Raw genomic sequence first — 12,864 nt, forward strand, 5'->3', positions numbered from 1 at the left:
ATAAAGCATTATATTTTGTAAATTTAATACCCCGTAAGACACTGATTGTGAAAATGTTGCTTTTTAACGAGTAATGCTGCACTTCAAAGAACTTCTTTTATTAACAGGAAAATAGTCTGTAAATTAGAGTAAGAATGTTGTATGCTAAAACTGGTATTATGAAAAAAACTATACTTTTACTCTTACTAACAGCGCCTATATTTGCTCAGGAAGTGAATACATTTGATTTCGCTGTTATAAATTCTACACTGATATCTCCCAATATTGATCTCGATAAAGGCAGGAGCGTTGTTGCTGCTAATAAAGATGAATATTCGTCTTATTTTCAGTACGCATTTGATATGTGTGACGAAGATATTATTCTAGGCGCGGGAATTGATAAATCTGAGATTGACCGAACTTATATAGGTTATATTGGAAAAATCTGCAATAAGTTTAGAGCGACAATTGGTATTGGTTATGTTGATTCAAGGAGTGATTATCAAGGAACTTTTACAGGATTTAGTGTTTCGTACCATTTTGGTGAAAACACTTTTGTAGGCGCAAGTTTAGAGAATTTGCATTCTACAAGTGTTGATTATGAAACTGATGAGAGTTTTGATTACTACAAAAAACTGGTTCCAAAAGTTTTTGCGAGTTACGAAATTATTCCGCATTTGATTGCTTTTGGACAATTGAGCAGCAGAGTCAATGATATTGCTTTAAAATATCAAGTCGATAGATTTTCGACTGGCGGATTTTATTCCGGACATGGAGTCGGAGGTATTTTTGGAACTGTTAACATCGGCAGGTTTGCCGTTTCTTGCAGTACTACTTTTGATAAAGTGAATTTTGGTTTGAAATTTCAATAAATTGCCCACAGATTTTACTGATTAAGCGGATTGTCGCGGATTTTTGGTTTGTAAACTATTGTCTATTGTATTTTGTTTTTGAATTTAAATTTTGGTTACGAGGCTTTTATAGCAAATGTTTTGTCATTTCGACGAAGGAGAAATCTCCACAAGTAACTCCGTAACGAGAATCAAATCTTTGTCGAGTTTCGTACGAAGATTTCTCCTTCGTCGAAATGACAATATTGTGTTTAAAGAATAGAGCCTTGTGATATTTGTAGGTTTAGTTTTCAGTGTTCTTAATCGTTATTACTCTTTGCGGATATGGGATATCGATTTTAGCTTCGTCAAAACGTTTTTTTATACTTTGTAATAAATCACAATACATAACAAAACCATCTGTTGAGTTTTTGGCCCAAGCCCAGGCTTTTAAGTTTACGCTTGAATCTGCGAGTGCAACAACTCTTGCTACAACCAAAGGTGTTTTTTGCTTTTTACTTTCGGCAGTTCTGGTGTCGATAAAAAGCGGATGTTTGGCAATTTCATCTTGCATGATTTCTAATGCTTTTTCGACATTGGATTCATAACCAATTCCAATTTCAATGATTTTGCAGCATTTGGTATCGTGCATATTGGTGTTTACAATAATCTGATTGCTTATTACGGAATTTGGGATTATGATTCGGTTGTTTTCGGCATCTTTCAAAACAACTTGTCTCAGATTAATATCTTCGACAGTACCTATAAAATTATTGATTGTGATTTTATCGTTGATTCGGAAAGGCTTAAAAATAACCAGAAAAATTCCGCTTACAATATTACTTAAAGCTTGTTGAGATGCTAAACCTGCAACTAACGAAATAACGCCGGCACCTGCTAAAAAGGAATGACCAATAACTTTGAATTCGGGAATTTGTATTAAGGCAAAGGCAAACCCTAAAATGTAAATTACGGTTATAATTAAATGCTTTAAAAATCTAAATCCTGTCGCATCATATTCTTTATCGGTTAATTTTCGATACAAAAAATAGCGAAGTACTTTGTCTGTAACAGCGCCCAAAACGATTGTTACAAACGCAATTATAGCGATTATGATAATTATTCTGAAGTCTTTTAAGTAATCGATCATGAGTTTTGAATTTAAAAAATCCAAAAAACATATATTTAAAATTATAGTTTTTTGGATTTTATAAAGTTATGAAAAATGAAGTTTGTTTTTATAATCCAACAAAATCTTCGCTTTTTGGGAATATGCTCAAAGCTTCAATAGCAATTTCTGGTGTTGGAGATGCTAATTTGCGTAGTTTGGTATCCATCCATGCGCCATCAACTGTAATTACTGCACAAAGTGTATCGTCTTCTCTTCTAAATTCGTGAATGATTGACCAACGCGAAGCATCTGGTTTCATTTTTGAAGTTTTGGTATGAAGGAATATTTTATCTGAAAGTTTTAGTTCTTTTCTAAAGACACATTCTTCTCTAAATAAAACAGGACCAAAACCTTGTGTTTGCATTACTCTTAAAGTCAAACCAAGTTCTTCGAGGATTTCGATACGATGTTGCGCACCAAAATCGTAATAAGCACTATGACGAACGTGAAAATTTGGGTCAAGATCTGACCAGCGAAATGAAATTTCTTTAATAAATGAAGCCATTTTATACTTGTATTTTAATTTTATTCTGAATGTTTTTATATTGATTATTACTTCATAAAAACAATCATTTTCAGAAAACCGAAATTACAAATAAAAAAGCAAATTGAGGATATAATGGTAAAAAGTATTATTCGTGCATAGTAAATTGTTTGATTTACAAACATCTATTTCTACATTATTTTTTACTAGACTTTTATCATTACGGTTCCGCTCAAAATATCATGAATAGCTCTTTTTTTTGTGCTTGAAAAAATACTTATAAAGGAAAGCCATCCAAGTAATAATTTAAAGAAATAACGAATTATAGCTTGGACAATATTAATTGATTCATTTTCATCAGAATTTTTTCGAACTCTGATTCCTTTTATATTATTACCAATTGTTCCTCCAAAAGTTGTCATAATAGGCTCATATAAAAATATCGATATTAGCAGAACAGCTCTTAACCAATCAGGAACATTTTTGAAATTGGATAAAACATCTGAAAAAATAATCATGCAAGCAATTATTAAAACAGAATCAATTAGAATCGATTGAACTCGTTCAAGTATAAATGGGTATTTTTCTTTCATATATTTTTTAACGAATATAGATTAAATTTTAATATTATTTGTAGTAATAGATTTTCTCATGAAAACGAATGTCCTAGCCCTGATGGAAGCGGCATCCTTTTTTGCCGGTCCCGAAGCTTCGGGAGGCATAAAAGATATAGCGGACAGCAGGAACTAGCTCCTGATTAAAAAACTTATATTCACCTCGTTAATTTGTGTAGTCCCTACGGGACAATATTATTCTTGTGTTTATCGATCTGTTTTCTACCGACCTGTAACTCCTAACGGAGTATTTTTTGGGGCGCTTAATATACCTCGGAGAGGTTAGATGTTGGTAGAAAATTTGACAAAGATGATCGCTTCATGGAATAAAATGAATATTATTTAATTGAATTTATGTTTTTGATTATTATGGCTTTGTCTGCTGGAGAATTAGTGATTTGCAGTGCTTTTTCGAAATTTTCTATGGCTTTTTTATTGTTTATATCGGTATAGAGATTGCCTAATAAAGAGTAATAAAAAGGATTATTGGTCAGATTTAGTTTTTCGGCTTCGATAATGGCTTCTTGTTTGCCATTGGTTTTGGCAAGGGCAAAAGTTCTGTTTAAAGCTGCGATGGGTGAGTATTCTAAAATAAGAAGACGATTGTAAAGTTGTAATATGTTTTGCCATTTTTCGGGCGTGTCTTCTTTTTGTGTGTGCCAATAAGCAATTCCAGCTTCGAGATGATATTTCGAAAGATGATTTCCTGTAGAAGCTTTAACTAAATAATGTTGTCCTTTTTCGATCAATTCCTGATTCCAAAGTGTTTCATCCTGATCCTGATACAAAATTGTTTCGCCATCTTCATTTGTTCTGGCGTCAAATCTGGAACTGTGAAAACACATTAGAGAAAGCAAAGCATTTACGGAAGGTAAGTTGGTTGTTGGATTTTCGATCAATAAAAAAGTCAATCGCATGGCTTCTGCGCAAAGATCTTTTCGCAGAATAGTATTTTGTGATGTAGAATAATAGCCTTCAGAAAACAATAAATATAACGTTGTCAGAACGGTTTCTAGTCTATTATTGATTTCCGAAACTGTTGGTTGTTCAATTTTAATATTGGCTTCTTTGAGTTTTTCTTTGGCACGATTAATCCTTTTATAGATAACTTCTTTATTGGTTAAAAAAGCATCGGCAATTTCCTGAATCCCAAATCCGCATAATAAATTTAATGCCAATGCAATTTGTGCTTCGCCTGAATTTTCAGGATTACAAACCGTGAATATCATTGCTAACTGACTGTCATTTATATTTTTGTTTGACAAGTCAATTTCAATTTCTTCAGATTTATTTGCGGTATGTTTTATTTCTACGGAAAGCTTTTGCTCGAAAACAGCATTTCGTTTGAGGTAGTTTTTGGTTTTGTTTTTAGCGACGGTATAAAGCCAGGCTGTTGGATTTTCGGGAATTCCTTTTAAACTCCATAATTCGGTTGCAGCGAGAAATGTGTCGCTTGTAATGTCTTCGGCAATTTCGATATTATCAATTCCAAATAAATAACAGAGCACCGAAACTATTTTTCGGTACTCTGTTCTGAATAAATTGGGTAAAAGCTGGCTTTCTTCCATAATTTTCTATGCCACTGATTAAAAGGATTTTTCAGATTATTTGCTTGTATGAAAAACAATAAAAAATTTATACTGTAACAGCCATACGTATTTCGACATTTCCGCCCTGATCTAAGATTGGACATCCGTTTGCAATTGCTACGGCTTCGTCATAATCAGTGGCTTTGATGATGATTAATCCTCCAATTGCTTCTTTGATTTCGGCATAAGGTCCGTTGATTACGCTTTTGTTTGTTGTTACTATTTTTCCTTCGCCGTCCCAGCGCTGCAAAGGTCTTGCTAGTTTGTCTTGCGCTGCAATTCCGCCTAGCCAATCTTGCCATAATTTAAGCGAATCTTGCAATTCTTGTGGCGAAGGCTGTGTTTCTTTTGTGATATAATCTCTACGAAATATTAATAAAAATTCGTTCATGATATTATTTTTTGAGTGTTATAAAATTTTCTTTTGATGTTTTTAAATCGGTTTTTCAGATTGATCTTTTATATATAATGAATCTGAAAAACCGATCGATAAAGTTTTAATTAACCAAATAAACCTACTTTGTAAGTTCCAGGTTCGTTAGGAAATGCAAGGTTAATACGGTTCCATGTATTAATGTTTGTAACAGCTAAAGTTAAATCAATTAATTCTTGTTCTGAAAATTCTTTTGCAGTTTCGTTGTAAACTGAATCTGTAACGTCGCATGCTGTTAAAGCTTCTGCCCAAGCAAATGCTGCTCTTTCACGGTTTGTGTAATATGAGGTTTCTCTCCAGGCGCTTAATCCGTATAAACGTTGTTCAGTTTCGCCTTTGTGACGCGCATCTTTATAATGCATATCAAGACAATAAGCGCATTTGTTGATTTGTGAAACTCTAAAAAGAACTAATTCTATAAGTGATTGCTCTAATGGAGATTTTTTTAGATATCCGCCAACTGGATAAAGTGTTTTGATTGCTTCTTGTCCTTTTACGTGAATGTTAATTCGATTTTCCATTTTGTTTAAATTTAATGTTTATAAATGTTGTTATAATGGAATAACAATCGAACTTTCGGAATTGGACAAAATTTTTATCTTTTTTTGAAAATATTTTTATTTTTTGTTTAAAAAGTTTGTAAAGGCTTGATATTACTGGTTTCGTTGAAATGAAATATTTTCTAAAATTTCTAATTATTTTCTCTGGCATTTAATTTTTTGACAATCCAGGGTAGTGTTAATCCCTGACCAATAAGTGTCAGTAATACAACGGCAACCGAAATAAAGATAATTACGGTTCGTTCCGGAAAAGGAGTTCCGTCTTCGAGTTCCTTTGGAATACCAATAGCAATTGCCAGAGAAACGATTCCGCGCATTCCGGACCAACTTAGAATGACGCTGTTATTAAAGTCTAAAAGAGCATCTTCGGTGACTTTTCTTTTTCCTTTATTTCGAGTGCTTTTGAAGGCTTTTTGAAGATTGATTTTCTGAAGAAATATTCTGACCATTCTAATCAGTAAAGCTACAATTGTGATAATAAATGCATATCCGATATAAGGTAATATCATGTCGTTTTCGATACCTTTTAAGATGTAACGAAAATTAAGTCCGATGAGGATAAAGATTAATCCGTTTAGTAGAAATATAATAATGTCCCAAAGGCTTCGGGAGTGGTTTTTGAGGCTTTCGGGGAATATTTTTTTACTGAAACGTGCAATGGCAAGACCTAAAATAACTACTGCAATTACTCCGGAAACATGTAATTCTTCGGCAATAAGATAGGTAACAAAAGGCATTAAGAGCATAAAACTTATGGTAACTTCCGGATTTTTCTTGTGGACTTTGCCTAGTATGAAAGCCAAAATTTTTGCCATTACAAAACCTACAAGAAATCCGCCTCCTAATAAAAGAATAAATTGCAGGGTTGCTTTCCAGATTATAAATGCTGATCCCATTACGGCTGCAACGGCAAATCGATAGGCAACCAATGCTGAAGCATCGTTAATTAAACTTTCGCCCTCAAGTATGGTTATGGTTTTATGAGATATTCCAAGTCCTTTTGTGATACTTATAGCGGCAACGGCATCTGTCGCTGACAGGATTGCTCCGAGTAAAAATGCCAATGGCCAGGTTATATTCGGGATCATATAATGTGCGACTACGGCAATCCAAAATGTGGTTAGAAAAACTAATGTTACTGCCAATGTACCTATGGTATTGATATTGGTTTTGAAATCTTTAGGCGAAATATTAAACGAGGCATCATATAATAATGGTGGCAGAAAGAGCAGAAATATAATTTCGGGATTAATTTCGATCTCGTTCATTGTTGGAATAAAACCAATTGCAATTCCTACTATAACGAGCAGAATTGGTTGTGGTAGTTTTATAATATCAGTAAAGGCTGAAAGTCCGATAACAATGGCGAGTATAAAAATAATGATGCTGTAGTTTTCCATTAACAAGTTTTAATTTAATTTTTGGGATAGGCTAATGTAAGGATTTCGGGATTTAATTGAAAATATTGAAGGACATTAAAACATTAGATTAAGATAATTTTCTGATGAAACTGAGTGCCTAGCCCTGATAGGAGCGGCATCCTTTTGTGGTGGGGTTCACCACAAAAGATATAGCGGATAGCAGGAAATAGCTTCTAATAATGACACGTAAAGTACTGATATGCCACGATTGTCAGGCTTAAAAAATGTCATGTTGTCAGATGATTATTGTCGTGCCAATATTAAAACTGACAATTTACTTTGGTTTTTTATATTGGCACAAAGATTGACTTATGCCACCTGAGTTATAAAATGTATATCAAAAATTAAATATATAAAAAATGGGTAAAATAATCGGAATTGACTTAGGTACGACGAACTCTTGTGTTTCTGTAATGGAAGGTAACGAAGCAGTTGTTATTCCTAACGCAGAAGGAAAAAGAACAACGCCATCTATCATCGCTTTTGTTGAAGGTGGAGAAATTAAAGTGGGAGATCCTGCAAAAAGACAAGCGGTAACGAATCCTACAAAAACGATTGCTTCTATTAAACGTTTTATGGGACACACTTTTGCTGAAACTCAAGAAGAGGCAAAAAGAGTTCCTTACAGTGTTGTAAAAGGTGACAACAATACTCCACGTGTGGATATTGACGGTCGTTTATACACTGCTCAAGAATTGTCAGCAATGACTCTTCAAAAAATGAAAAAAACTGCTGAAGACTATTTAGGTCAAACTGTAACTGAAGCGGTTATTACTGTTCCTGCTTACTTTAACGATGCACAACGTCAAGCTACTAAAGAAGCTGGTGAAATTGCTGGTCTTAAAGTTATGCGTATCATCAATGAGCCAACTGCTGCTGCACTTGCTTACGGATTAGATAAAAAAGGAACTGATCAAAAAATTGCTGTTTACGATTTAGGTGGAGGTACTTTTGATATCTCTGTTCTTGAATTAGGAGACGGAGTTTTTGAAGTATTATCTACAAATGGTGATACTCACTTAGGTGGTGATGATTTTGACCAAGTTATTATTGACTGGTTAGCTGACGAATTCAAAACTGAAGAAGGTATTGATTTACGTTTAGATCCAATGTCATTACAACGTTTGAAAGAGGCTGCAGAGAAAGCTAAGATTGAATTATCATCTTCTGCTGAAACTGAAATCAACTTACCTTACGTAACTGCTACTGCTTCTGGACCAAAACACTTAGTGAAAAAATTGTCTAGAGCTAAATTTGAGCAATTATCTGATTCTTTAGTAAAACGTTCTATGGAGCCAGTTGCTAAAGCATTAAAAGATGCAGGTTTATCTACATCTGATATTGACGAAGTAATCCTTGTTGGAGGTTCTACTCGTATGCCAAGAATCGCTGACGAAGTTGAAAAATTCTTTGGTAAAAAAGCATCTAAAGGTGTTAACCCTGATGAGGTTGTTGCTATTGGAGCAGCTATTCAAGGTGGAGTTTTATCTGGAGATGTAAAAGATGTATTGTTACTTGACGTTACACCTTTATCTTTAGGTATCGAAACTATGGGTGGTGTTATGACTACATTAATTGAGTCTAATACAACTATTCCAACTAAAAAATCTCAAGTATTCTCTACTGCTTCTGATTCTCAACCATCTGTTGAGCTTCACGTATTGCAAGGAGCTAGAGCAATGGCTGCTGATAACAAAACTATTGGTCGTTTCCACTTAGATGGTATTCCACCAGCACCAAGAGGAGTTCCTCAAATCGAGGTTACTTTTGATATTGATGCTAATGGTATCATCAAAGTTACTGCTACTGATAAAGGAACAGGAAAATCTCACGATATCCGTATCGAAGCTTCTTCTGGATTAACAGCTGAAGAAATCGAAAAAATGAAACAAGATGCTGAAGCTAATGCTGACGCTGATAAAATAGCTAAAGAAAGAGCTGAGAAATTGAACGAAGCTGATAGTACTATTTTCCAAACTGAAAGTCAATTGAAAGAATTGGGAAGTAAATTAACAGACGATGAAAAAACAGCTATCGAATTTGCTTTAACTGAATTAAGATTTGCTCACCAATCTCAAGATCTTGAGGCAATCCAAAAAGGATTAGACAATGTAAATGCAGCTTGGAAAGTAGCTACAGAAGCAATGTACGCTCAAGGTGGTGAAGGTCAAGAAGCAGCTCCACAACAAGAGCAATCGCAAGGTGACAATGTTGAAGACGTTGAATTCGAAGAAGTAAAATAAGCAGAAAACTCCCGATTTATCGGAATGTGAATCGCTTATCCCGATTTTGATCGGGATCTTTTGAAGATCATAAATAAGGAAAAACCGAGTCAGAAATGGCTCGGTTTTTTTTATGTTTTATGATTAAGTTGTTGAAAAACGAAATTGTAGAAATACAGTATTTTATTAAATGGTTTTTATGAATTCATCTAAGAAAATATTTAAAAATTTATTTTGTGTAAATGTGGTTTTCCTCATATATGCTAGGTTTTTTATTATTTAATTTGTTAAAAATTAATCTAAAAAAATAATAACTAAAACCAATTTATGAAAAAGATTCTACCTATTGCATTACTTGTATTATCTGTAGTTTTCACCGCGTGCAGCAGTGATGATAACAATAACAAAGATCCTGAAAGTTCATTTTCGGCTACCATTAACGGTAAAGAATGGAAGCCAACAAAAATTAATATGGTTACTTTGATAAAAGTTCCGGGTTCTGGTCAACGTTTTGATATTAATGTTCAGGATGATTCAATTTTGCTGGCATTGGCGTGTGAAAGCGAATCAACCACCAATGATGCAATGCCATTGAAACAATACAACTTTTTTGAAGATCCAACAGATACTCAAGTTAGTAATGCTTTGTTTCTAAATACTTATTTATATGCAAATGGAAATTCTTTGACAGAGCATTTTCCTGTATCAGGAAAAATTACAATTACTTCTATGGATGCTTCCAAAAAAACAGTATCGGGAACATTTAGTTTTAGAAATGAAAAAAGTCAGGATGAAGGAGCTAAAATAAAAGTTACAACAACTCCAACACCAACAGTAGTTGAAGTTACAAATGGAGTATTTACCAATTTATCATATACAGTAATTAAAGCTCAGCAATAATTTAAAAAACTTAATAAAGACAAGCCGGATTAGCAATAGTCCGGTTTTTTATAATTACTAAAGTTATATTCAATCTTCTTCTGTTTTTGCAGTAACTACTTCTCCTATAAAATAATAATCTTTCATTATTGGTTTAATTTTAAGATCATTTCCAAGTTTAAATTCAGTAGTTAAAAAACCTTCATATTGAAATATTAAAATGGCCCCTTTTTTTGCCTTTATTGTAAACTCTCCATCAAAATTAGTTTTAGTTTCAGTTTTACTTCGTTTTACTTTGACTTTAGCTTCCGGTAATGGATTATTTTGAGAATCATATAAAGTCCCTGTATAAGTTATGAGTTCTTTTTTAGATTTTACTTTTATGCTGTCAGTAAGTTGTTTGCGGTCTGTTTGTTCTATTTTTACTTTTCCTTGGGCATTAGCTATTTGATTTCCTAATCCTAAAAATGCAATTATCGAGGCAGCTGCAATCATCCATATTGATTTTTTTTCTTTAGGAATAATCATTTCACGATCTAATTGCGATATTCTAAATCTGCCGCACAGTTTTTCCTCTTTTTTATAGGCTAAAATAATTTCTCTATCAGAAGATTTTGTAAAATCAATTACATTTTTTTGACAGCTGCTACAAAATTTACCTTTTTCGGTTGGAGACATTTCATGCCAGTTTTCGTGACAAGGTTCTGGAATTGAGATTTTTATTTTGTTCGTCATTTTTTTATACTTTATGATAACTAAAATTATATTTAATCATCTTCTGGATCTCTTATAATTGAGAAACCTTGTAATTCCACTTCGTCAATTTTCATTTTGATGGTTAGATTTAGATTTTTTTTCAAATGAATTTCAACTTCTTTATAGCCTACATATAAAATTCTTAATACATCGCGTTTATCCGCTTCTATTGAAAATTTTCCGTCAATATCAGTTGAAATTCCGTTTTTTGTGTTTTTAATTGAGACAAATGCGCCAGGTAAAGGATTGTTCTTTTCATCATAAATTACGCCTGAATATTTGGTTTTATCATTAGATTTAGAATTTACTGAATCGCTAAGTTGCTTTTTATCTGTTTGCTCTATTTTTATTTTACCTTGTGCTTTTGCTGTTTGATTTCCTAAACCAAGAAATGCAATCAGTGAAGCTGCTGCAAGTATCCAAATTGATTTTTTTTCTTTAGGAAGAATCATTTCACGATCTAATTGCGATATTCTAAATCTACCGCACAGTTTTTCCTCTTTTTTATAGGCTAAAATAATTTCCCTATCCGAGGATTTTGTAAAATCAATTACATTTTTTTGACAGCTGCTACAAAATTTACCTTTTTCTGTTGGAGACATTTTATGCCAGTTTTCGTGACAAGGTTCTGGAATTGAGATTTTTATTTTGTTCGTCATTTTATTTTATGCTTTCTAGATATATTCTAAAACAAATTGCTGTTTATAAAAGTAATGATTATTTTAAATTACGAGACAATAGATTCCTGCCAAAATGATAAATGTCATTTCTCATTCAGATTCTTTTTCGTAATATTACTATTGAAAATATTATTGAATGAGAAAGATAAAATACAAGAAGGGACGCAAGCTTCAGCACATTACTTTAGAGTATACAGGATCGCATAAAGAGCATCAGACAGAGATGCAGCTTTTTGTATATGATGATAACGATGTTGTTGAATATGATAAGTTTACGGTTCTGGCATTAAATACCTGTATTGATTATAATAAAAATAATTGGCTGAATGTTCATGGATTAAATAATATAGATTTACTCAAAACTATTGGTTCACATTTTAAGCTTGATGATTTTTTATTGGCAGATATTTTAAATACTGCGAAAAGAACTAAGCTTGAGGAACAAAAAGATATCTTATTCTTTAATATAAAATCGCTTTTGCCTTCTGAATATTCAGATAATATTAGCGTTGAGCAAATAAGTTTTATTCTGAAAGACGGAATTCTAATTTCTTTTCAGGAAAAACGAAGCGATTTCTTCACTCATATTCGCGAACGACTTCGTACTCATGCCGGAATTGTGAGAACTAAAAAGGTTGATTACTTACTCTATTTATTATTGGATGCCGTAATGGAGAATTTCTATATTACGATTGAAGATGAGGAAGATAAAATCGAAGAATTAATCAATTTAACTAAGAAAGGTGCTGATCCGGTTATTTTGGAAAAGATTGAAAATCACCGCGATAATTTTAATTTTCTGAAACGTTCTATTGTTCCGCTTCGGGATTCTTTGTATTATTTAAAAACGATTAAAGACGACGATACTTATAATGGAATCCAAAAAGAAACTTTTAGTTTCTTTATCAGATTGCATCAAAAAAGCCTTGAATTACTAGAGCAAATCGAATCGGATATGAGTTCGTTAGAAAGTGCTTCAAACTTTTATTTCTCGGAGCAAAGCCGAAAAATGAATGAGATTATGAAAACCCTGACGATTATTTCGGCCATTTTTATTCCGCTTACTTTTATTGTTGGAGTCTACGGAATGAATTTTGACTACATGCCTGAACTACGAGCAAAAAACGGCTATTTTATTGTCATGGGAGCCATGTTTTTATTGGTTATAGCCTTGATTATTTATTTCAAAAAACGACGCTGGTTTTAGCGTTTATTGTGCAATTAAAGACTTGAAGAGTTTTAAAAT

The 12,864-nt window shown here is 32.9% G+C and carries 13 protein-coding genes; 4 read left to right on the forward strand and 9 right to left on the reverse strand.

Annotated elements, in window-relative coordinates; genetic code table 11:
• Positions 1-158 precede the first annotated feature (158 nt).
• Positions 159-851, forward strand: coding sequence for a hypothetical protein (locus CLU81_RS21900; RefSeq protein ID WP_099712832.1), 693 nt, complete (start codon positions 159-161; stop codon positions 849-851).
• A gap of 262 nt (positions 852-1,113) precedes the next feature.
• On the opposite strand, the gene CLU81_RS21905 is transcribed toward CLU81_RS21900, so the two are convergent.
• The 7 genes from CLU81_RS21905 to CLU81_RS21935 form a co-directional block, all read right to left on the reverse strand.
• The gene (locus CLU81_RS21905) at positions 1,114-1,959 is read right to left on the reverse strand and encodes a mechanosensitive ion channel family protein (protein WP_099711758.1); all 846 of its coding nucleotides are present in this window, start codon (positions 1,957-1,959) and stop codon (positions 1,114-1,116) included.
• An 88-nt stretch (positions 1,960-2,047) separates the two neighbouring features.
• Positions 2,048-2,485 (reverse strand): thioesterase family protein, encoded by a 438-nt coding sequence (locus CLU81_RS21910; RefSeq protein WP_099711759.1) that lies wholly within the window; start codon positions 2,483-2,485, stop codon positions 2,048-2,050.
• Between the two features lie 185 nt (positions 2,486-2,670).
• On the reverse strand, positions 2,671-3,057 hold the full coding sequence (locus CLU81_RS21915; protein ID WP_099711760.1) for an RDD family protein: 387 nt from the start codon (positions 3,055-3,057) through the stop codon (positions 2,671-2,673).
• A gap of 359 nt (positions 3,058-3,416) precedes the next feature.
• The gene (locus CLU81_RS21920; protein WP_099711761.1) at positions 3,417-4,646 is read right to left on the reverse strand and encodes an RNA polymerase sigma factor; all 1,230 of its coding nucleotides are present in this window, start codon (positions 4,644-4,646) and stop codon (positions 3,417-3,419) included.
• Positions 4,647-4,713: 67 nt separating this feature from the next.
• Entirely contained in the window at positions 4,714-5,058 is a 345-nt protein-coding gene (locus CLU81_RS21925; protein ID WP_099711762.1) for a YciI family protein, read from the reverse strand.
• 110 nt (positions 5,059-5,168) lie between these two features.
• The gene (locus tag CLU81_RS21930; protein ID WP_099711763.1) at positions 5,169-5,621 is read right to left on the reverse strand and encodes a carboxymuconolactone decarboxylase family protein; all 453 of its coding nucleotides are present in this window, start codon (positions 5,619-5,621) and stop codon (positions 5,169-5,171) included.
• A gap of 170 nt (positions 5,622-5,791) precedes the next feature.
• Positions 5,792-7,060 (reverse strand): Na+/H+ antiporter, encoded by a 1,269-nt coding sequence (locus tag CLU81_RS21935; protein WP_099711764.1) that lies wholly within the window; start codon positions 7,058-7,060, stop codon positions 5,792-5,794.
• A 380-nt stretch (positions 7,061-7,440) separates the two neighbouring features.
• On the opposite strand from CLU81_RS21935, the gene dnaK reads away from it, so the two are divergent.
• Together dnaK and CLU81_RS21945 are read left to right on the forward strand one after the other, a co-directional pair.
• Positions 7,441-9,324 carry a molecular chaperone DnaK gene (gene dnaK / locus CLU81_RS21940; RefSeq protein ID WP_099711765.1) on the forward strand — a complete coding sequence of 628 codons (1,884 nt, stop codon included), beginning with the start codon at positions 7,441-7,443 and terminating at the stop codon, positions 9,322-9,324.
• A 306-nt stretch (positions 9,325-9,630) separates the two neighbouring features.
• Positions 9,631-10,203, forward strand: coding sequence for a DUF6252 family protein (locus CLU81_RS21945; protein ID WP_099711766.1), 573 nt, complete (start codon positions 9,631-9,633; stop codon positions 10,201-10,203).
• Positions 10,204-10,272: 69 nt separating this feature from the next.
• On the opposite strand, the gene CLU81_RS21950 is transcribed toward CLU81_RS21945, so the two are convergent.
• Both CLU81_RS21950 and CLU81_RS21955 read right to left on the reverse strand, forming a co-directional pair.
• A complete protein-coding gene (locus CLU81_RS21950; protein ID WP_099711767.1) occupies positions 10,273-10,917 on the reverse strand; it encodes a carboxypeptidase-like regulatory domain-containing protein in 645 nt (214 codons plus the stop codon).
• A gap of 32 nt (positions 10,918-10,949) precedes the next feature.
• Complete coding sequence (locus CLU81_RS21955) at positions 10,950-11,540, reverse strand: carboxypeptidase-like regulatory domain-containing protein (protein WP_158235356.1); 591 nt, start codon at positions 11,538-11,540, stop codon at positions 10,950-10,952.
• 214 nt (positions 11,541-11,754) lie between these two features.
• On the opposite strand from CLU81_RS21955, the gene corA reads away from it, so the two are divergent.
• Positions 11,755-12,825 carry a magnesium/cobalt transporter CorA gene (corA, locus tag CLU81_RS21960; RefSeq protein WP_099711769.1) on the forward strand — a complete coding sequence of 357 codons (1,071 nt, stop codon included), beginning with the start codon at positions 11,755-11,757 and terminating at the stop codon, positions 12,823-12,825.
• Positions 12,826-12,864 lie beyond the last annotated feature (39 nt).

It is taken from the genome of Flavobacterium sp. 9 (genome assembly GCF_002754195.1).
Taxonomy (GTDB): Bacteria; Bacteroidota; Bacteroidia; order Flavobacteriales; family Flavobacteriaceae; genus Flavobacterium.